The organism is Mesorhizobium sp. B2-6-2, from assembly GCF_006440615.1.
Lineage (GTDB): Bacteria > Pseudomonadota > Alphaproteobacteria > Rhizobiales > Rhizobiaceae > Mesorhizobium.
The window spans coordinates 69,153-90,241 of sequence record NZ_VFUG01000018.1; the positions used below are offsets into that span (position 1 = coordinate 69,153).

Sequence of the window (21,089 nt, forward strand, 5' to 3'; positions counted from 1 at the left end):
CTGTCCTGCCGGACATCTCCCCCACAAGGGGGGAGATCAGCAGCTTCGTCGGCACCGCTTTTCCTGCAGTGTGGGCGATTGGCGAAAACCGGCGCGACATCCAATCTCCCCCCTCGTGGGGGAGATGTCCGGCAGGACAGAGGGGGGCGCGAAGGAACTCGGCTTTCGCCGCATTCTATTCCGCCCTTCGGCGTCTGACCCATGCCCGCCAACCTCAAACCCTACCGCGCCAAGCGCGAATTCTCCCGCACCCCCGAACCGGCAGGCGCCCTGTCCGCCGGTGCCGGCAACCGCTTCGTCGTCCACAAGCACCACGCCACCGCCGACCATTACGATCTGCGCCTGGAAGTCGGCGGCGTGCTCAAAAGCTGGGCGGTGCCGCGCGGGCCCTCGCTCAACCCGGCCGACAAGCGTCTCGCCGTCGAGACCGAGGACCATCCGATCGAATATATCGATTTCGAGGGCCTCATCCCCGAGGGCGAATATGGCGGCGGGCCGATGATCGTCTGGGACACCGGCACCTGGGCGCCGATGGAGGATGTCGAGAAAAGCCTCAGGACCGGCGCCTTCAAGTTCCGGCTGGCCGGTGAGAAGCTGAATGGCGGCTGGATGCTGACCCGGCTGAAGCCGAAGCCGGGCGAGGACGAGAACAAGAAGAACTGGCTGCTCTTCAAAGAGCGCGACATCGCCTCCGATACAAAGCTCGACATTCTCGAGGCGCGCCCCGAAAGCGTGAAGACCGGCCGCCGCATCGAGGAACTGGCGGCGCCGCCGAGGAAGCGCGAGCGCCTGCCGCCGAAAGTCGGCTCGCTCAAACCGGGCGAGCTGCCCGGCGCGATTAGGGCCGAGCCACCCGCCCGCATCGAGCCGCAACTCGCCAGCCAGATGCCGAAGCCGCCGGGCGGCACGAGCGTTGCCGAGGACACGGGCGAGCTCTGGTTGCATGAGATAAAGTTCGACGGCTACCGCACCATGGCGCATGTCGTGGGCGGCGAGGTGCGGTTGATCACCCGCGGCGGCATCGACTGGACGAAACGCTATGGCGATCTGCCGCAGGCCTTTTCGCGGCTGCCGATCGGCCAAGCGATCATCGACGGCGAGATCATGGTGCTCGACGACAAGGGCATCTCGCGCTTCGCGCTGCTGCAGGACGCGCTGGCCGAGGGCGCCGGCTCCAAATTGCATTTCTACGCCTTCGACCTGCTCCATCTCGACGGCTGGGATCTGCGCAAGGTGCCGCTGCAGAAGCGCAAAGCCCTGCTCGCCGAACTGCTCGCCGGTCAGCCCGCCAATTCCGCCATCCAGTACAGCGACCATGTCGAGGGCGACGGCCAGGGCCTGTACGATCAGGCTTCGGACCTTGGGCTGGAAGGTGTCGTCTCCAAGCGCGCCGACGCAATCTACCAGAGCGGCCGCACCAAGAACTGGACCAAGGCCAAGGCGCAGAAGACGGACGATTTCGTCATCGCCGGCTATACCGTTTCCGACCGGGCGGAAGGACTGGCGGCGCTCGGCATGGCTGAGTTCGAAAATGGTGAGCTGCACTATCGCGGCAAGGTCGGCACCGGTTTCGACACAGACATGGCGACGGACCTGCTCGCCCGTCTGGAGCGGCTGACCGCCGGCGCGACCCCGCCCGAAGGCGTGCCGCGCGAGATCATGCGCGAGATGCATTGGGTGAAGCCGCTGCTGTCGGCACGCATCCGCTATTCGAACCGCACCGCCGACAATGCGATACGGCACGGCGTCTTCCGCGGGTTGCGTGATATCGGCGGGCTGACCACGCCGGTGCCGGTCAAGCGCAAACGGCTGATCGCCGAATCCGACCTCGCCACCATCTGGGTCACCAATCCGGAGCGGCGGCTATTCGGCAGGACCGGGCCTACAAAACTCGACATCGCCGTCTATTACGCGCTGGTCGGCGATTTCATGCTGCCGCATATCATCGGCCGACCGGTGTCGCTGGTGCGCTGCCCGACCGGCAAGCCGCAGGACTGCTTCTTCCAGCGCCACGCCTTCACTGGCATGCCGCCTTCGGTTGCCGTGTTCGAGTCGATCAATTCGGAAGGCGAGACAAAAACCTATCTCTCGGTCGAGGACGCCAAGGGCTATCTGGCACTGGCGCAATTCGGCGTGGTGGAATTCCACACCTGGGGCACACACCGGTCAAAACTCGACAGGCCCGACCAGATCGTCTTCGACCTCGACCCGGGCGAGGGGATTTCCTGGCGCGAGGTGGTGGAGGCCGCCGTTCACATCAAGGGCGGGCTGGAGAGCCTGGGACTGGTGCCTTTCGCCAAAACCTCCGGCGGCAAGGGCATCCACATCACCGTGCCGGTGACCCGAAAGCAGAACTGGAAGAAACTGCATCAGGCATCGAGCGCGATTTCGACTTTGCTGGCGGCAAGCGCGCCCGAAACCTTCACCACGACCATGGGCAAGGAAAACCGCAAGAAGCGCATCTTCATCGACTTCCACCGCAACGCTCGCGGTCACACCTCCGCCGCGCCCTATTCGCTGCGCGCCCGCACCAATTTGCCGGCCTCGACGCCGGTGAGCTGGACCGACCTGGAGACGATCGATGCGCCGGAGGACCTGAACTACGCCTCGCTGCCGGGACTGTTGGAGACATCTGGCGATCCCTGGGCAGAGATCGACGAGGCGGCAAAGGATCTGCCTGTGTTTGACAAGGTAGGATAACGGCGAGCGCCGCGTTCCTTCGCGCCCCCCTCTGCCCTGCCGGGCATCTCCCCCACAAGGGGGAGATCAGCAACCTCGCCGCTGGCGCTCTCTTTGCGACGTTGGAGATTGGCGAAAGCCGGCGTGACATCTGATTTCCCCTCGTGGGGGAGATGTCCGGCAGGACAGAGGGGGGCGCTGTCCCGCCATCATCTCAGTGCCATCTCCATCGACGCTTGCTACAATTTGAACTATTCTCCGCGCTAACCGCCCCAGAAAACACTTCGTCAGGAATTCGGCAGTACAATCAGGGGTCGGTGTAGGATTTCCACGGCGCTGATCGTCCTACGGACGAAGCGCTGCAAAGAGCATGGTCCCTAAAAAAGCCGGAACCGGTTTTGGACAAGACCATGCTCCAAACATAGTGTCAGTGCATGGCCGCGTAGGAGTTCATCATGGCGCCCAGGGCAAGTTGGAAAGGTTATCTCAAGCTCAGCCTCGTCAGCTGTCCAGTCCGGCTCTATCCGGCCACCAGCGCGAGCGAGCGCATTTCGTTCAATCAGCTGCACAAGAAGACGCACAACCGCATCAACATGAAGCCGGTCGATCCCGAGCTCGGCCTTGTCGAGCGTTCGGACCTGGTGCGCGGCTACGAATATGAGGACAAGCAGTACATCATCATCGATGACGCCGATCTCGATGCGGTCAGGATCGAATCCAACCACACGATGAACATCGAGGCTTTCGTCGATGAGGGCGAGGTCGACGTCATCTACCAGGACGCACCTTATTATCTGGCGCCCGACGGCGCCATGGCGGAGGAAACCTTCGCGGTGCTTCGGGAAGCGATGCGCAAGTCCGGCAAGCTCGCCATCGCGCGCCTGGTGCTCTCCAGCCGCGAACGCGTGGTGACGATCGGCGCGCGCGAGAACGGCATGTTCGTCTGCACCTTGAGAAATCCCAACGAAGTGCGCGGCACAGCTGAATATTTCGGAAACATCCCGGATGCCAAGCCGGATCCCGAAATGCTGCAGCTGGCCGAGGCGCTGATCAAGCAGAAGCAGACCCATTTCGATCCGAAGAATTATGAGGATCGCTACGAGGTGGCGCTGATGGCGATGATCCGCGAGAAGCTGAAGGGCCACAAGCCGATCATCGCGGCCGCGCCCGAGCGTGGCAACGTCATCAACCTGATGGATGCGCTGAAGGCGAGCCTCTCGCAGCAGGCGAAACCCCCGGCCAGGTCGAAGAGCAAGGCCGAGGAAGCGCCGGCCAAGCCCGCCAAGAAAGCGGCGGCCGGCGGCGCGCCTGAAAATCCGCTGAAGGCGAACCTGTTGAAGGCTGTCGGCAAGAGCAAGAAGTGACGGGAAATGCAGGGCCAGTGATCGTTTCCGGCGCCGTCTTCGGCGTCATCGGCGCGCTGGCCGCCTTTCCGCTGCGCCTCGCTGCCCGCGAGGTCGAGCGCCGCCATGCGGAGCTGAGGCGCGGCGTCACCCGCCGCACCACTCATGTCGTGTTTGGTCGCACGCTTCTCGCCAAGGCGGCGAAATCCGGCGATGCCGAGATCGAGCGCCGCGTGAAGGTCGAGCGCGAAGCCGGCCGCGCGCTGATCAGCGAGAGCGGTTTCCTGCGCTTGCTTGGGCTGATGAAGGCGCCCGGCGCCGCGTCGCTCTCCAGGCAGTCGCTGATCGACCAGTCGCGACTCGCCGGCGACGAACTCGACCTTCTGTCGCTGTTCGATGCCTTCGAGCATGACGGCGAACCCTATTCCTTCCGAGACCTGATCCTTGCCCGCAAATATGCCGGGCTGATCGCCAGCGGCGCCACTTGGGGCGCGATAGCGCGCTCGGTGCATCGCTCCGGCCCGGTCGCCTCGCTCACCGCCAAGTCGCTCAATCTCGGCTCGCAGCATGGCCGCCCGGATGCGATCTATCTCGACGAAGGCAGGAGCGAGCTCGACGGCCAGCTTTTGTTCGACCTCGGCTCACCCGAGGATGACACCCTGGAGGAATTGTTCGCCGAGGCCGAGATGGCGGAAGAGGAGGGGCGCCACGACGATGCGGCCGCGCTCTACCAGCGTTGCCTGGCGATCGATCCCAAGGATGCGATTGCCGCTTTCAACCGTGCCAACTGCCTGCGCGGCGCCGGGCGGGTTGCCGAAGCCGCGCATGATTATGCCCGCGCGATAAAGCTCGACCCCGGCTTCGTCGAGGCCTGGTTCAACCTCGCCGGCCTGATGAGCGACGAGGGCAAGGTGGCATCGGCGCGAAGGCATCTCCAGAAGGCTGTTGCGCTCGACAAGACCTATGCCGATCCGGTGTTCAACCTCGCGCGCCTGGAGTTCGATGCGGGCAATCTGGCCGAGGCTCGCCGGCTGTGGGTGCGATATCTGGAGCTGGATGCGGTGTCCGAATGGGCGCGGACCGCGCAGAAAGGCATACAATTCGTGGATCTGCATATGGCGCGGACGGCGGGGTGAGAATGGTTGGCGGAGGCGATCGCGACAGCTTCGCCGTCGCGCCGAGAACAGTCCTATGACGACCCACTTCCTCTTCGATGGCCCGGACTCCGGCCCTGTCACCATCCTGCTCGCCCATGGCGCCGGCGCGCCGATGGATTCCACCTCGATGACCGCCACCGCCAAGGCGCTCGCGGCCGCCGGCTTTCAGGTCGCACGCTTCGAGTTCCACTATATGGCCGCGCGCCGCTACGGCCATCGCAAGCCGCCGCCGCGCGCCGAGACGGTGAACCCGGAATATGTGAAGGCAATCGCCGATCTGCGCGCCAAGGGCGTGACCGGAAAGCTGATCATAGGTGGCAAGTCGATGGGCGGCCGTGTCGCCTCGATGGTCGCCGACGAGATGTTCGCCAAGGGCGAGATCGCCGGCCTGGTCTGTCTCGGCTATCCCTTCCATCCGCCGGGCAAGCCTGAGCAGTTGCGGACAAAGCATCTCGCCGACCTGAAGACGCCGACACTGATCTTCCAGGGCACGCGCGACGAGTTCGGCACCAAGGAAGAAGTTGCGACCTACGGCCTTTCTCCTGCCATTGAGGTGATCTGGCTGGAGGACGGCGACCATGATTTGAAACCGCGCAAGGCGATCTCGGGTTTTACGGCGGGCGATCATCTGAATACTGTGGCAGAGACTATAAAAGCCAAGCTGGCGCAGCCATCGGCGTCGTCATTCTAGGGCGAAGCAAGGAGCGGAGCGACGCGCGCAGACCCTGGAATCCATGCCGTGACGCTAAGGCATTGCAACGGTTCAGAATTCTGCCCCGCCGCGTTCCGCGGCGACGGTCACGGAATGGATCCTCGGGTCAAGCCCGAGGATAACGAAGCGAGGGGCGCTTTTCGGTAAATGAAACTCGCCACCTTCAACATCAACAACATCAACACCCGGCTGGACAACCTGCTGGCTTGGCTCGCCAAGGCAAAGCCCGACGTCGTCTGCCTGCAGGAGCTGAAGACGCGCGACACGCAGTTTCCGCTGACCCGGCTCGCGAAGGCCGGCTATGGCGCGGTGTGGAAGGGCGAGCCGAGCTGGAACGGCGTCGCGATCCTCGCGCGCGGCGCCGAGCCTGTGCTGACGCGCGATGCGCTGCCCGGCGACGATGCCGACCGCCAGGCCCGCTACATCGAGGCAGCGGTCGACGGCGTCGTCATCGCCTGCCTCTACGCGCCGAACGGCAATCCTCGACCGGGGCCGAAATTCGACTACAAGCTCGCCTGGCACGAGCGCTTCGCCGCGCATGCGGTTGAGCTCCTCGACACCGGCCTGCCGGTGGTGCTCGCCGGCGACTTCAACATCGTGCCCGAGCCGCGCGACATCTATGAGACCCGCTCCTATGACGACAACGCGCTGGTGCAGCCTGAAAGCCGCACCGCCTTCGCCGCGCTGATCGCGCAGGGCTGGACAGACGCGCTGCGAAAGATCTTCCCCAAGGAGGAGAGGCTCTACACTTTCTGGGACTATCGCCGGAACCGCTGGCCGCGCGATGCCGGCCTGAGGCTCGACCACATCTTGTTATCGAAAAAGCTCGCTCGAAAACTGAAAGGGGCAGGCATCGACCGCGAGGTCCGGGGAAGGGAAAACCCCAGCGATCACGCGCCGGTCTGGGTGGAACTAGGGTGAGTGCCGGGGCGCCGGAATGGCTTAGGCGATTGGCGAAGGCCCGCGTGACAGACAATCTCTCCGGGGAAAAGATCAGCGGCTTCCGCGCCTTCGCCAATTGACGGCGCGCAGCTCCTGCCTAGTTCATCCGATGGCGCATAGCCGGCTGGATGTCCCGGGCTGCTGCGGCGCCCTGCGCAAGGAGCCCTTCCTTGAAACGCTTCTGGATCGGCGTTCTCATTCTTCTTGTCGTCTGCCTGGCGGGCTTTACCGCCTATGCCTGGAAGCCGGCGATCGACCCGATCGAACCGCCGCAGCGCGCCGCCTTCGATCAGGCGCTGATCGAGAAGGGGGCGGTGCTCGCTTCGGTCGGCAACTGCACGGCCTGCCATACCAAGCCCGGCGGAAAGTCCTTTGCCGGCGGGCTGGCGGTGCCGACGCCATTCGGCACCATCTATTCCACCAACATCACGCCGGACACCAAGACCGGTATCGGCCGCTGGTCGGAAGCTGCCTTCAGCCGGGCGATGCGGGAAGGCGTCGAGCGCGACGGCGATCACCTTTATCCTGCCTTCCCGTTCGACCATTTCACTCTGGTCTTCGACGAGGACAACAAGGCGCTCTACGCCTATCTGATGACGCGGCATGCCGTGGAGAACCGGCCTCCCGCCAATGAGCTGCCGTTCCCGCTCAACCTGCGTTTCGTGCTGGCGGGCTGGAAGCTGCTCTTCTTCGACAAGGGCGCCTATCGCGAGGATGCCGCGCAGAGCGCCGAATGGAACCGCGGCGCCTATCTCGTCGAAGGGCTTGGCCATTGCGGCGCCTGCCATACGCCGCGCAATGCCCTGGGTGCCGAGCGGAAAGGCGCGCATCTGGCAGGCGGCGAAGCGGAGGGCTGGGACGCCTTCGCGCTCGACGCATCGTCCTCGGCCCCGATCCCGTGGACGCATGACAGCCTCTTTGCTTATCTGCGCCAGGGCTGGCATGCCGATCACGGCGTGGCCAACGGACCGATGGCCGAGGTCACCGGCAATCTCGGTCGTCTGTCCGATTCCGATACCAGCGCCATCGCCACTTACCTGAGCTCGCGTATGGGCGAGCCGACGCCGGAGCGCGCGGCGGCAGCCGAAGACATCCGCAAGAAGCTCTCGATCGACCAGGGCGGCACGCCGATACCGGCCAGCGCCACAACCGGCAGTCCGACAAGCCGCGGCGGCGCGATCTACCAGGCGGCCTGCGCCACCTGCCATGACGGCAGCCGCCCGCAGCCTTTCGGCGGCATCGATTTCCATCTCTCCAGCACGATCGCCGCGCGCGATCCGCAAAATGCAATCAACGTCGTGCTCTTTGGCCTGCCGGCGGCGAGCGGCCGGGAGAGCCCGATCATGCCCGGCTTCGCCGCGACGCTGACCGACGATCAGGTGGCGGACCTGCTCGGCTATCTGCGTGAGGCCTATGCACAGAAGCCGGCATGGTCGGACACGAAGGCGAAGACCGCCGACACCAGGAGCGGCAAATACCAGGTCAGCGTCCGGCCTTCGGACGGCATCGAGCGCAGCCCGGACAATGTGGGAGCCAAGGACTGATGGTTAAGCTCAACGTCAACGGCACGTCACATGACGTCGACGCCGATCCGGCAACGCCGCTGCTCTATGTGCTGCGCAACGATCTGAAGCTCAACGGCGCCAAGTTCGGCTGCGGCCTCGGCCAGTGCGGCGCCTGCACGGTGATGGTCGACGGCAAGGCGGTCTTTTCCTGCCTGACGCCGGCCATGCTGGTCGAGGGGCGCGAGATCAAGACGGTCGAGGGCCTTGGCACCATCGACGATCCCGGCCCGATGCAAAAAGCGTTCATCGAACAACAGGCGGCGCAATGCGGCTATTGCATTGCCGGCATGATGATGCGGGCGCAGGCGCTGCTCGAGGCAAAGCCCGATGCCGCCGACGCCGACATCAGGCAGGCGCTGGAGCCCAACCTCTGTCGCTGCGGCACGCATATGCGCATCCTTCGGGCCGTGGCTCGCGCCCGCGACCTGATGCAGGGCAAGTCCGCCGGCAACATGGCGCCGGCCGCCGCCACGGGGAGGGGATGAGGAACGCACCGAACCCGCTTCCCGATGTCACCCGCCGCGGCTTCCTGGCCGGAGCCGGCGCGCTGGTCGTCTCCTTCGCGATCCCCGCCGAAGCGCAGGAGGGCGAGGTGCCGACCGCGCCCGGCGGCCAGGCGGCTAAGCCGAAACGACCCGGCAGCCTGGCCGATACGCCCTCGCTCGACGCCTGGATCCGCATCGACGCCGACGGTTCGATCACCGTCTTCACCGGCAAGGCCGAGCTTGGCCAGGGCACCAAGACGTCGCTGCGCCAGATCGCGGCCGAGGAACTGGAGGTCGAGCCGGCCGCGATCAAGCTGGTCACCGCCGACACCGCGCTGACACCGAACGAAGGCTACACAGCCGGCAGCCAGACGATCCAGAACTCAGGCACCGCCATCCGCTACGCCTCGGCGCAGGTGCGCCAGATCCTGATCGCCAAGGCCAGCGAGAAGCTCGGCGCACCGGTCGAGGCGCTCAAGGCGCAGGCGGGCGCGATCGTCGGCCCGAACGGCGCCAAGGCCAGCTATGGCGAACTGGTCTCGGCCGACTTCCTGCATGTCGATGCGGCGGCCGACACCAAGCTCAAGCCGCCCACTGCTTACCACGCGATTGGCAAGCCCTTTGCTCGGGTGGACATCCCGGCCAAGGTCACCGGCGGGGAAGCCTATGTGCAGGACATGCGGCCGCCCGGCATGGTGCATGCCCGCGTCGTGCGTCCGCCGAGCTACAACGCCAGGCTCACCGACTTCGCCGATGCCGCCGTCAAGGCGATGCCCGGTGTCATCGCGGTGGTGCGCGACGGCGATTTCCTGGCCGTGGTCGCCGAGCAGGAATTCCAGGCGGTGAGGGCCATGCGCGCCATGGCCGGCGTCGCCAAGTGGCAGGAGCAGCCGGCGCTTCCTGACCAGTACGATCTGCCGGCCTTCCTCGAAAAATCCGTATCGGAGGTCGGCGTCGTGACCTCGGTCGGCGCCGATAGCGTGCCGGGCGCCCGGACGCTCGAGGCGCAGTTCACCCGCGCCTACCAGATGCACGGGTCGATCGGCCCGTCGAGCGCGGTGGCCATGGCCGAAAATGGTCTGACGACGGTCTGGACGCACACGCAGGGCGTCTATCCCGATCGCAAGGCGATTGCTCAGATGCTCGGCGTGCCGGAGGAAAAGGTGCGCTGCATTCATACCGAAGGCTCCGGCTGCTACGGCCACAACGGCGCCGACGACGCGGCGGCTGACGCCGCGCTGATTGCGCAGAAAGTGCCGGGCAAGCCGGTGCGCGTGCAGTGGATGCGCGACCAGGAGCATCTGTGGGAACCCTACGGACCGGCCATGCTGACCAGGGCGGAGGCCACGCTCGATCAGAACGGCAACATCGTCAACTGGCACTACGACCTGTGGAGCAACAGCCATGGCACGCGACCGGGCTCGGCCGGATCGCTGATCGCCGGCCGCTTGATGGCCCGGCATTTCCCGCCGGATCCGGCGAAATTGCAGATATCGCCGCTCGGCAATGGCGACCGCAACGCCATCCCGCTCTACGACGTGCCCAACCAGCGCGTGAACTGGCATTTCATCGCCGACATGCCGGTGCGCGTTTCCTCGCTGCGCGGCTTAGGGGCCTATTGCAACGTGTTCTCTATCGAAAGCTTCATGGACGAACTGGCGCTGGCGGCGAACGCCGATCCGGTCGAATACCGCCTGCGCCACCTGAAGGACCCGCGCGCCAGGAAGGTGATCGAGGTGGCGGCGCAAAGATTCGGCTGGTCGAAGGATCGCCTGCCGGCAGGCCGGGGCCGAGGCTTCGCCTTCGCCAAGTACAAGAACCACGCCGCGTATCTGGCCGTCGCGCTCGAAGCCGATGTCGACAGCGACAGCGGCGCGATCAAGGTGTCGCGCGTTGTCGTGGCGGTCGATTGCGGCGAGGCCGTCGCCCCGGATTCGATCGTCAACCAGACCGAGGGCGGCATATTGCAATCGATGAGCTGGACGCTTTACGAGGCGGTGCATTTCGACCGCACGCGCATCTTGAGTCCGGACTGGTCGACCTATCCGATCCTGCGCTTCAGCGCGGTGCCCGACAGCATCGAGGTGCAGGTCGTCGACAATCCAGGCACGCCCTATCTCGGTGTCGCCGAAGCCGCCCAGGGCCCGACCGCAGGCGCCATCGCCAATGCGTTCCGGAGTGCGACTGGCAAGCGTATCTACGATCTGCCCTACACGCGCGAGCGGGTGAAGGGCGTGCTGGGGGTTTAACGCGGCGGCGATTGGCGAAACGATCGCGACATCGATCTTCCCGCTTGCGGGGGAGATACCCGGTTCACCCTCTTCGCTGTAGCGAAGGACGGGCAGGGCAGAGGGGCGCTGTCCCGCCAGCCTCTCCGAAGAAGACCTGTACAAGGACAGTCCGAGCAGCCATCGTCGCCGCATGAGCGACACTGCCGAATCCACTTATTTTGTCCTGCAGGAGATCGATCCTGCGACCGGTTCGGCTGTCGCTGAGGCTCGGATCTGCGTCTTGGACCTGAAAGAGCTAGGCGCGATTCTGGGTTGCAGCAGCACACAGCTATCAGGTTCATGGGAATTGGACCCGGGAGATATTCAAAGGCTGGGCGCGATATGCATCCCACCTCGCGAGCTTGACCCGAGGCTCAATCGCATCGAGCCCTGGCATCCAATTCGCGAGACACCGTATCTCGTTCACACGAATTTCGAGCTGCCGCTGATGCTTGAAGGTCGCAAGCCTCTGGCGGTGTTCCAAGACGCCTATCCGGTGGAGTGGTTGACGGAAATGCTGGACCGTTTCGACCCGTTCGTCCGCTCGGGTCGGTTGGTGCGCCGCATAATCGACACGCCCTTCACCGACGCCGAGCGCGCTCGCTTCCCAAAGTTCGAAAGATGGCGGCGCGCCTTCTTCGCACTCCCCGACGAGGAATGGCGAATAGACGCATATGTGCTGGCATCAAAAGTCTCCGCCAAGACCGGCTGGAACGAAGCCCTCGAACGGATGGAGGGCTCGCTTCTCGGCTATGAGGATTGGCAGAATGATTGGTGGGTTGAGCGTAGAGCACGAGGGCGAGAGGCGGGCATTCGTCCGGAAAAATGAATAGCGCCCTTGGATTACCTGACAGGCCGGCTGGACAGCCTGGCCTGCCAGCCAATCTCCCTCGCAAGGAGAAAGATTGGCAGTTTCTGCGACGGCGCCCTCTCTGCAGCGTCAGCGATTGGCGAAAGCCGTCGCGACATCCCAATCTCCCCCTTGCGGGGTAGATGCCCGGCAGGGCAGAGGTGTCACGGAACGCAGCTTCTGTAAGGGAATTCGCTCGCCATCATGCTCCATCTCGTCGAAGCCTCGATCGCCGATCTGCGCCGCGCGCTGGAAGATGGCACAGTCACCAGCGTCGAGCTTGTCGCTGCGTATCTGCGGCGCATCGCCCATTACGACCGCCATGGCATCGCGCTGAACGCCGTGCCGATCCTAAACCCGAAGATGTTCGAAGAGGCCGAAGCGTCCGACCGGCGCCGCCGCGAGGGCAAGACGCTCGGGCTGCTCGACGGCATCCCCTACACCGCCAAGGACAGCTACAAGGCCAAGGGGCTGACGGTGGCCGCCGGCTCGCCGGCCTTCGAGCATCTCGTCGCTACGGAAGACGCCTTCACCATTGCCCGGCTGCGCGCCGCCGGCGCGGTGCTGATCGGCCTCACCAACATGCCGCCGATGGCCAATGGCGGCATGCAGCGCGGCGTCTACGGCCGCGCCGAAAGCCCATATAACAAGGATTTCCTCACCGCCGCCTTCGCCTCCGGCTCGTCGAACGGCTCGGGCACGGCGACCGCCGCCAGCTTCGCGGCTTTCGGGCTGGGCGAAGAAACCTGGTCGTCCGGCCGGGCGCCCGCTTCCAACAACGCGCTGGTCGCCTACACGCCCTCGCGCAGCGTCATCTCGGTGCGCGGCAACTGGCCCTTGGTGCCGACCATGGATGTGGTCGTGCCGCACACGCGGACCATTCCGGACATGCTGGAGCTGCTCGACGTCATCGTTGCCGACGATGCCGAGACGCGCGGCGATTTCTGGCGCGTGCAGCCCTGGGTGCAAATCCCGAAAGCCTCGGCGCTGCGGCCGGCGAGCTATGCCGCGCTTGCCGTGCAAGGCGCGCTCAAGGGAAAGCGCCTCGGCGTGCCGAGAATGTATATCGGCAAAGATGATGGCGCGGAGCGCCCGATCGAGACCCGCGCCTCGGTGCTTGAGCTCTGGGGGCAGGCGGCGCGCAACCTTGAAGCACTCGGCGCCGAGGTGGTCGAGGTCGATTTCCCTGTCGTCTCCAATTACGAACGCGACCGTCCGGGCGCGCTGTCGATGGTCGACCGCGGCCTTGTGCCGCCGGAATTCGCCGAGCGCGAGATCTGGGACCTGTCCATCTGGTCCTGGGACGATTTCCTGCGCGCCAATGCCGATTCGGCGATCCCCGATCTCGCTTCGGTCGACGGCGCAAAGATCTTCCCGCAGCCGCCGGGCACGTTGCGCGATCGCTATGGCGATGCCGATTTCGATCTGGCGCAATATGTCGAGCGGGCAAAGCGGGGCGTGGCGCGACTGGAAGATATCCCAACCATTGAGAAAGGACTGAAAGGCCTGGAGGCAACGCGCCGCGCCGACTTCGAGGACTGGCTCGACGCCAACCGCCTCGACGCCGTGGTGCTGCCGGCGGTCGCCGATGTCGGCCCGGCCGATGCCGACGTCGATGAGGCTTCCGCCCGGCTCGCCTGGCGCAACGGCACCTGGGTCGCCAACGGCAATCTGGTCTGGCGCCATCTCGGCATCCCGACGGTGACGGTGCCGATGGGCGCCATGGCCGATATCGGCATGCCTGTCGGCCTCACCTTCGCCGGAAAGGCTTATGACGACGTGGCATTGCTGACGATCGCCGGCGGCTATGAGCGCGCCACGAGGCGCCGCATCGCCCCGCCGCGCACGCCGGCGCTGGCCGGCGATGTGTTCGAGGGCAGGCGAGCGGCAAGTCGTGTTGGCGATCCCCCGCTCACGCTGGCGCTCACGGCTGAGACGACCCGCGCCGGCGACACCGATGAGATCGCGATCGCGCTGGAGGTCAGCGACACGGCGGTGGTCAAAGTCCACGTCAACGGCGAGCCGGTTTTCATGCAAGGCAGCGGTAACCAATTCACCGGTCGCGCGATCGTGCCGGCCACGACCCATCAAGGCTTCCACAGCGTCTGGCGCGGCGCCTATGGCTCCATCGTCACGGCCATTGTGAGGTCGCCGGATGGGCGCGTCAGCGGGGCGTATAGGGTGACGGGTGGGATTGGATAGCTTCCTCCCGCACAAGCGTGGAGGAGAAGATCGAGCTACTCGGTCCAATCCACCACCAGCGCCACCACCCCGAACAGCGCTCCAACCGCGCACACCGCGTTCCAGCCGCCCCAGGTCCAGGCGATGCCGGCAAGCAGCGAGCCGATTGCGCCGCCGATGAAGAAGATGCCGACGAACAGCCCGTTGATGCGGCCCCGTGCCTTTGGCTGCAGCAGGTTGACGGCGCGGCGGCCCAGCGTCTGGTCGCCGGTGACGCCGATATCGAGCAGCACGGCGCTGACGCCCATGAGGATGAGCGGCAGCCATGCCCCGGCTTTGGCCGCCCCGGCCCATGCGGCGAGGCCGAGCGCCGCAATCAGCACGAGATGGCACAGAATCGTGGCGGTGCGCGTAAAGCCGCGGTCGCCGGCGCGGCCGAAGATCGGCGTCGCCGCCGCGCCGCCGGCGCCGACAAATGCGAACAGCGCAATGCCTTTCTGGCCAAGATCGAAAGGCGGGGCGGAGAGGCGTAGCGCCACCGCCGTCCAGAACACGCTGAAAGCCGCCATCACCAGGCTTGCCGTGAAGGCGCGGCGGCGCAGCACCGGCTCTTGGCCTAGAAGCCCGACCAGCGAGGCGATGAGCCCCGCATAGCTCGTATGCGCCAGCGGCGGCTTCCGCCTCGGCAATGTCAAGCCGAGCAGGATGGCAAGCAGCGCCAGTGCCGCGGCGCTGATGCCGTAGAAGGCGCGCCAGCCGAAGGCGTCGGCGACAAGGCTGGCGATCGGACGCGACAAGAGGATGCCGATCATCAACCCGCTCATCACGTCGCCGATGACGCGCCCGTCCTGTCCCGGCGGCGCCATCGAGGCCGCGACCGGCACCAGCACCTGGATGCAGGAACAGGCCGCCCCAAGCACGAACAACACGGCAAGCAGCGAGGCGGCCGATGGCGCGAATGACGCGACCGCCGCCGCGAGCGCGGCCGTGCACAGCATGCGCAGCACCAGCACGCGGTTCTCGATGAGATCGGACAGCGGCACCATGAAGAATAGCCCGGCCGCATAGCCGAGCAACGTGGCCATCGAGACCAAGCCGCTTTCCGATACCTCGGCGCCTAGCGACGGGCCGATCAGCCCGACCAGCGTCTGCGGCGCGAACAGATTGGTGACGATGATGCCGACCGAAGCGGCGAACAGCAGCGTCTGGGATCGGGTGATCGTGCCGCCGCCGGCATGCGGCGACGGATCGGCGAACTCGGCCGTCGCGATCCGGGCGTTGTCTGTTCCGTTCATGGGTAGCCTCGCTGTTTGTATATTTCGCGAGGACTTTATTCGCGCCGATCATAATGCTACAATTGAAATGATATGATAATGATTATGCGAGATACGCATGAACATCCATGACCTCGAAGCCTTTGTCGCCGTCGTCGAGACCGGCTCGATCGTCGGCGCTTCGGCCAGGCTCAACCTCACCCAGCCCGGCGTGACGCGGCGGGTGCAGAATCTCGAGGAGCGGCTGGCGACGCCTTTGCTCGACCGCCAGTCGAAGCCGCTCAAACCCACCGCCTCGGGCCGCGAGGCCTATGAGCATGGCCGCCGGGTGCTGCGCTCGCTGGAGGATCTGAAGGCGGGCGTCTCGCCGGCCGGCGAGGTGAGGGGCGAGTTCCGTCTCGGCATCATGCCTTACCTCTCGACCAGCGCGCTGTCGGAGCCGCTCGACAGTCTTCGCGCGGCGTTCCCGCAACTGACGCTGAAGATCACCTCCAGCCTGTCGCCGCGCCTGGTGGAGCAGGTGCTGCACAGCGAGATCGATGCCGTCGCGGTCTGCCTCGCCGAGGGTGTGGAGCCGCCGCCGGAGCTCGTCGGCGACGATCTCGGCGTGCAGGCGGTGCTGCTGGTGGCCGCGCCAAACCTCGGCGTGCAGAAGCCGGCCGAGCTCAACGATCTCGCGCGCTACCCCTGGGTGCTGAACGAAACCGGCTGCGGCTTCCGCGCCTTCATCCGCCATCGCTTCGAGGCGGCAAGGCTGCCCTTCCATGTCGGCGTCGAGGCGCAGGGCGCGGATCTGAGAATGTCGCTGGTGGCGCGCGGCCACGGCATCGGCGTCGTCACGCCCGGCGCGCTGTCGGGCAGCCAATGGCGCGACGCGGTCGAGGTGGTCGATTGCCCCGGCTTCAAGCCGCAGGTGCGCTGCTGGCTGCTGCACCGCCCGCCGGCGGGAAGGCTGGCGCGTCCGATCGCGGTGTTCCGCAACGCGCTGGCGGAGGCGCTGAAGGGGCCGATGCCGCTGATGTCGTAAAAGCCAGACGCCTTATCTTCCCCCTGACAGTGGAAAAAGCGATTTCAACATCTTGGCAAAGCGAAGTGTTAGAGCCTGCCAGAGGGAGTGAGCTGCACCGTCCGTCGAGTTCGCTATCTCCGGGTCTTGCGATCGGGGCAGAGAGGCGAGCCACGAATCCCAAAACTTCTGCTGCATGGAGACGAACACGGGCATCACATCATAGCCATCGTCAAAAATATTGACTAAGCCGCTCTTCTTGGGACGCTCGCCCGTTTTCACTTTGCAAACCACCAATCCTCGACTCATCTCTGTCACGGTGCCTTCAGGGAAAACATTGGCGCTCGCGCCATAACAAAAGGGTAGTAGTCCTTCCACTTCGAGCTGATTGCGGATTTGGCATAGGGCTTCGAAATAGTCGTCTTCTTCAGCAGCGATGACTTTATTGCGATAGCTGCAGGTGAGCCTGCATCGGGTTCCCACATCGTGCGGCGTGAACACCGCCTGCTCGTCACCTCCCGTGCCTCCTCCGATCAGGAACACGGTGTATTGTTCATCCATTGTCATCCCCCGATCTCTCGAACATCTTAGTTGTGATTAATCCTGAATACAACTGAAAATTGTAGATGGTTCGCGCGAGTTGTTGCTTGCTGGCTCCTGCCTCGTCCTTGACCGATCCCCCACCCACGCTATCTTCGCGCCATGCCAGACACGGCCCCCTCCGCCGCCGCGCCGCTGATCGTCATCGACCTGCAGACCGGCATGTTCGACGGTCGGTTCGATCCGCCGATCCATGACGCCGACACGATCGCCGAGCGTGCCCGTCGGCTGATCGACTGGGCACGGCGTTCCGGCCGCAAGGTGGCGTTCATCCGCCATGACGGACCGGAAGGCGATCCGCTGGCGCCGGGCGCTTCCGGTTGGCCGGTATGGCCGCTGCTCGGTCAGGCCAACGACGAACCGACCTTCGGCAAGACAGTCGGCAACGCCTTCTCGAATCCCGAACTCGTTGAATGGGTGGCGGGACACGGCGCGAAGGACGTTGTGCTTATCGGCGCCCAGACCGATTTCTGCGTCGCCGCCACCGTGAAGGGCGCCTTTGCCGAAGGTCTCGGCGTCACCGTGGTCTCCGACGCGCACTCGACGCTGGATTCACTGGAGGAGAAGGCGCCCGACATCATCGTCCGCCACAACGAGGCTTTCGCGGGGCAGGGCGTGCGGATGGCGACGACGGCGGAGTTGATCGAAGGCTGAGCGCGCCTTCCCCTTCTCCCCTTGTGGCCGCGAAGCGGGCCCGGATGAGGGGTGTTCCAGGGAATGCCAGCGTCTCCCTCCGCTGGAACACCCCTCATCCGTCTCGGCGCTACGCGCCGATCCACCTTCTCCCACAGGGGGAGAAGGGAGAACCCCCAAACCCCAGGAGCCGATCTTGCCCACCCTCACTCTTCCCGCCGAAGGAGGCTGCCGCTGCGGCCGCGTGCGCCTGAAAATTTCGGCAAAGCCGCTGCTCACCATGGCCTGCCATTGCACGGGTTGCCAGTCGATGTCGTCCAGCGCCTATTCGCTGAGCGCGGCGATCCCCTCGGAAGGTTTCGAGGTGACAAAGGGCGAGCCGGTGGTCGGCGGTCTGCACGGCGCATCGAAACATTATTTCTGCGGCTACTGCATGACCTGGATGTTCACGCGGCCGGAAGGGATCGACTGGTTCGTCAACCTGCGCCCGACCATGCTCGACGACCATGCCTGGTTCGCGCCCTTCATCGAAACCTGGACCAGTGAGAAATTGCCCTGGGCGGCGACATCGGCCGTGCACAGCTACGCGACGTTGCCCGCCTTCGAGGAATATGAGCCGCTGGTCGCCGAATACGCCGGCTCCCAGGGCTGAAAAAAAGCGAGGCCGGTCGAAAAAAGGCGACCCAAGGCGCGGTCGCCATTGGCGTTTCCGGTCATGGTCGACGCGGCCGTTGGGGGCGCATTGTTGGGGATGTGCTTGGGCGTCCGCGTCGACCACGGCGGCCTCATACCGCAGACTTCACCATGGCACATTTGCCGCCCGCTGAAACTTCCGCGAAAACGGTATATGGCGGCGAAACCTGATTGAATCAGGGATGTCTAATTTGTTGCCGGATTACAACTCGCGCCGCTCAAAAAGGCCTTTGCCGAAGCTTTGATACGCTGAGCAATCCGCATTGTGGTACCGATTTGTGGTCGATCGGTGCGGAGACTCTCATGAAGCTGGCCCTGCTTTGCTCGGTTGCATTTTTGGCAGCCTCTTCCCCGGTGCTGGCGGCCGACCTTGTTCAGCCTGTCGCGGCCATGCCTTTTTCATGGACTGGCTTCTATGCCGGCGGCCAGATAGGCGGCGGCTGGAATGACAGCCACTGGTCGGGCGGTTTCGTTCCTTTCAACACCAATGGCTCCGGCGGTATTTTCGGCGGCCAGATCGGCTACAACTACCAGATCGACCAGTACGTCATCGGCATTGAAGGCGACCTTGCAGGCTCGACCGTGAAGGGCGACAACCAATGTTCGACAGCTCCTGGTACGACCTGTGAGACCAAGCAGGACTATCTGGCCTCGGTGCGCGGACGTCTCGGATACGCGTTCGACCGCTTCCTGATCTATGGTGACGCTGGCATCGCATTCACCAAGTATAAAATCGCCGAGGTTGACGTTTTTCCGCAGTCGTTTGGCGGCGGCTCACGTGTCGGCTGGACTGCTGGTCTCGGCGCCGAATACGCTTTCACCGACCATTGGATCGCGGGCGTCGAGTGGAATTATTATGACTTCGGCACCAAAACCGGCGAAAGTGACCAGCTGCCGGGCTTCTTCGTCGATAACCGGAACACGGAAAACGTCGTCGTCGGCAAGATCAACTACAAATTCTAGGGCGATTCCCGAAGAGCGCGTGGCGGCTTTCGAAAGCCAGGCTTCCGCTTGACTGAGTAAAGCGCGGGCCGTTCAACGGATGCGAATCAACGCGCAAGGCAACGGGCGTAAGCGTTTGACATTGCAAGCCATGCAGGCTCGCGTCCTGAGTAGCGCCACATGGCCGACCCCCTAAATTAGTTTGCATGCATATGTTTCAAGCCGTTCCGGCTTCGTGAAGCATTTCACCGTTCGCGCGCAATCCACCGGTTACAGACGCATCGCAAAAGCGGCGCCGGGAAGAGGCGGCACCGGTTTTCCGCCGCTGATTTAGGAGGTTTTTCATGTTCAAAAGTCTCAACCGAATCCGCGCCGCCTTCGCGCAGGCCAGCAAGCGCCGCCGCACGGCGCGCGAGCTTAACGAGCTGCCGACGGAGATTCAGAAGGACATCGGCTGGCCTGACAGGACCGAACCTGACGAGATCCGTTTGCCGTTCTAATCGCGCGGCCGCCGGAGCCGGAGCGCCGCGGCCCTGGCAGGCCGATCCGGGTGGCCGCTACGCCAGCCACCACCACAGGGCGCCGATGGCCAGCGCGATCAGGACCGCTACGCCGGCAAGCATCAGATAAGATCCCACGATCATCCCGTTGATGATCTTCTTGATGCTGGCGCGATCATTGAGATTGGGGAAGGGTTCGTTGGGCAGCGCGACGCCGAGGAAATCGCAGAGCGGCGCCCAGCCGTCGCTGACCTTGAAGACAAGCAGCTTCTCAGGCGGCACCGCCGCCTTCACCTCGGCGATATAGGAATTATAGCGCGCCACCGCTTTGTCGCGGTCGTTCATCACGCCCTTCAGCGTTCGGCCCCAGACCAGCTTGCGCGACATGTCGCCGAACTTGCGGCCGAACGGCGTCAGCCATTCCAGCACCCTGAACTGCCAGACATTCTCGGTGAAGTAGATCGTGTCGATGGTGCTGTCGTACCAGGCCTCGGCGCCGCGCGGATGCAGCGTCAGAAGCACCTTGGCTTCCGGATAGGCGGCCATCAGCTCGCGCCACACGCAGCAGCCCGGATTGTCGACGGTCGCCCGATAATTGGCGAAGACCCGGTTCCAATCCTGCTGCGCACCGGGCGGGCTGTTCGCCACCTTGCGCCAGAAGTCGAGATGGCCCTTGTTGGCCTTGTTGATGATGACTTCCTGCATGTGGTAGCTCGGAAAACCGAGCCTGTTCAGCGCGGCGAAAGTCGACCACGTGCCGGTGCGGCCAAAGCCGGCCCCGATGACCTCGAGAGTCATTACCCCTCCCGTTCCGGACCGATGTTCTTCTTCTTGACGGTCCGCGCCAATGAGGTTGCATCCGCTTGCGCTTCGAGGCAACGGGTTTCTATTCGCGGTCGCCAAAATGCATCGGAATTCTGGCAGCGGATGGCGGTCCACCTCAGGATCCGCCATCCTGCGTCGAAACTCGGTCAGGCGTGGCCCGCCAGCGCGTTCAGCTTGGCGCAGAATTCGGCATGCGGCTTGCTCATCGCCGCGTCCTGGCATTCCTTCATCATCGCCGCTTGGTGCTTCTTCGACATCTTGGCCCAAGCCTTCTTCATATCGGCATCCGACTTCATCGTCTTCATCGTCTTGTCGGTGAAGAAGGGAGCCATCATCTTCGGCTCGTCGAGGATGCCGGCGAATGCCGTGCCGGCGATGACCGACGCGGCCAATAGGCTTAGAAATGCGATCTTCGTTTTCATGGCCTGTACC

General features: G+C 64.5%; 19 protein-coding genes. 15 read left to right on the forward strand and 4 right to left on the reverse strand.

Going from position 1 to position 21,089, the window contains the following annotated elements:
• The first annotated feature begins 201 nt into the window (after positions 1-201).
• The 10 genes from ligD (at position 202) to FJ419_RS25415 (ending at position 14,205) form a co-directional block, all read left to right on the forward strand.
• On the forward strand, positions 202-2,700 hold the full coding sequence (ligD, locus tag FJ419_RS25365) for a DNA ligase D (RefSeq protein ID WP_140699636.1): 2,499 nt from the start codon (positions 202-204) through the stop codon (positions 2,698-2,700).
• Positions 2,701-3,134: 434 nt separating this feature from the next.
• A complete protein-coding gene (locus FJ419_RS25375; RefSeq protein ID WP_140699639.1) occupies positions 3,135-4,043 on the forward strand; it encodes a Ku protein in 909 nt (302 codons plus the stop codon).
• Positions 4,044-4,060: 17 nt separating this feature from the next.
• Positions 4,061-5,158 (forward strand): tetratricopeptide repeat protein, encoded by a 1,098-nt coding sequence (locus tag FJ419_RS25380; protein WP_140699713.1) that lies wholly within the window; start codon positions 4,061-4,063, stop codon positions 5,156-5,158.
• Between the two features lie 55 nt (positions 5,159-5,213).
• On the forward strand, positions 5,214-5,870 hold the full coding sequence (locus tag FJ419_RS25385) for an alpha/beta fold hydrolase (RefSeq protein WP_140699641.1): 657 nt from the start codon (positions 5,214-5,216) through the stop codon (positions 5,868-5,870).
• A gap of 168 nt (positions 5,871-6,038) precedes the next feature.
• Positions 6,039-6,812 (forward strand): exodeoxyribonuclease III, encoded by a 774-nt coding sequence (gene xth / locus FJ419_RS25390; RefSeq protein ID WP_140699644.1) that lies wholly within the window; start codon positions 6,039-6,041, stop codon positions 6,810-6,812.
• Between the two features lie 191 nt (positions 6,813-7,003).
• Positions 7,004-8,377: a cytochrome c gene (locus FJ419_RS25395; RefSeq protein ID WP_246679364.1), complete on the forward strand. Its 1,374-nt coding sequence runs from the start codon at positions 7,004-7,006 to the stop codon at positions 8,375-8,377.
• Positions 8,377-8,883, forward strand: coding sequence for a (2Fe-2S)-binding protein (locus FJ419_RS25400; protein WP_140546222.1), 507 nt, complete (start codon positions 8,377-8,379; stop codon positions 8,881-8,883). The genes FJ419_RS25395 and FJ419_RS25400 overlap by 1 nt, the downstream gene beginning before the upstream one ends.
• On the forward strand, positions 8,880-11,132 hold the full coding sequence (locus tag FJ419_RS25405) for a molybdopterin cofactor-binding domain-containing protein (RefSeq protein ID WP_140699650.1): 2,253 nt from the start codon (positions 8,880-8,882) through the stop codon (positions 11,130-11,132). The genes FJ419_RS25400 and FJ419_RS25405 overlap by 4 nt, the downstream gene beginning before the upstream one ends.
• Before the next feature lie 172 nt (positions 11,133-11,304).
• Positions 11,305-11,982, forward strand: a complete 678-nt coding sequence (locus FJ419_RS25410; protein ID WP_140699652.1) for a hypothetical protein — start codon at positions 11,305-11,307, stop codon at positions 11,980-11,982.
• A 225-nt stretch (positions 11,983-12,207) separates the two neighbouring features.
• Positions 12,208-14,205, forward strand: a complete 1,998-nt coding sequence (locus FJ419_RS25415; protein WP_140699655.1) for an amidase — start codon at positions 12,208-12,210, stop codon at positions 14,203-14,205.
• A gap of 35 nt (positions 14,206-14,240) precedes the next feature.
• On the opposite strand, the gene FJ419_RS25420 is transcribed toward FJ419_RS25415, so the two are convergent.
• Positions 14,241-15,479 (reverse strand): MFS transporter, encoded by a 1,239-nt coding sequence (locus tag FJ419_RS25420; protein ID WP_140699658.1) that lies wholly within the window; start codon positions 15,477-15,479, stop codon positions 14,241-14,243.
• A 97-nt stretch (positions 15,480-15,576) separates the two neighbouring features.
• Here FJ419_RS25420 and FJ419_RS25425 point away from each other — a divergent pair, with 97 nt between their 5' ends.
• Complete coding sequence (locus FJ419_RS25425) at positions 15,577-16,485, forward strand: LysR family transcriptional regulator (RefSeq protein WP_140699661.1); 909 nt, start codon at positions 15,577-15,579, stop codon at positions 16,483-16,485.
• Between the two features lie 12 nt (positions 16,486-16,497).
• Here the strand turns inward: FJ419_RS25425 and FJ419_RS25430 are convergent, their stop codons facing one another.
• Positions 16,498-17,025 carry a hypothetical protein gene (locus FJ419_RS25430; RefSeq protein ID WP_246676530.1) on the reverse strand — a complete coding sequence of 176 codons (528 nt, stop codon included), beginning with the start codon at positions 17,023-17,025 and terminating at the stop codon, positions 16,498-16,500.
• 141 nt (positions 17,026-17,166) lie between these two features.
• On the opposite strand from FJ419_RS25430, the gene FJ419_RS25435 reads away from it, so the two are divergent.
• The 4 genes from FJ419_RS25435 (at position 17,167) to FJ419_RS25450 (ending at position 19,832) form a co-directional block, all read left to right on the forward strand.
• A complete protein-coding gene (locus FJ419_RS25435; protein ID WP_140699663.1) occupies positions 17,167-17,718 on the forward strand; it encodes an isochorismatase family protein in 552 nt (183 codons plus the stop codon).
• Between the two features lie 175 nt (positions 17,719-17,893).
• Positions 17,894-18,349: a GFA family protein gene (locus tag FJ419_RS25440; protein WP_140699666.1), complete on the forward strand. Its 456-nt coding sequence runs from the start codon at positions 17,894-17,896 to the stop codon at positions 18,347-18,349.
• Between the two features lie 344 nt (positions 18,350-18,693).
• The gene (locus FJ419_RS25445) at positions 18,694-19,353 is read left to right on the forward strand and encodes an outer membrane protein (RefSeq protein ID WP_140699669.1); all 660 of its coding nucleotides are present in this window, start codon (positions 18,694-18,696) and stop codon (positions 19,351-19,353) included.
• A 323-nt stretch (positions 19,354-19,676) separates the two neighbouring features.
• The gene (locus tag FJ419_RS25450) at positions 19,677-19,832 is read left to right on the forward strand and encodes a DUF1127 domain-containing protein (RefSeq protein WP_095768360.1); all 156 of its coding nucleotides are present in this window, start codon (positions 19,677-19,679) and stop codon (positions 19,830-19,832) included.
• A gap of 57 nt (positions 19,833-19,889) precedes the next feature.
• On the opposite strand, the gene FJ419_RS25455 is transcribed toward FJ419_RS25450, so the two are convergent.
• Together FJ419_RS25455 and FJ419_RS25460 are read right to left on the reverse strand one after the other, a co-directional pair.
• Entirely contained in the window at positions 19,890-20,630 is a 741-nt protein-coding gene (locus tag FJ419_RS25455) for a sulfotransferase family protein (protein WP_140699673.1), read from the reverse strand.
• 173 nt (positions 20,631-20,803) lie between these two features.
• Complete coding sequence (locus FJ419_RS25460) at positions 20,804-21,079, reverse strand: hypothetical protein (protein ID WP_140543070.1); 276 nt, start codon at positions 21,077-21,079, stop codon at positions 20,804-20,806.
• Between the last annotated feature and the right edge of the window lie 10 nt (positions 21,080-21,089).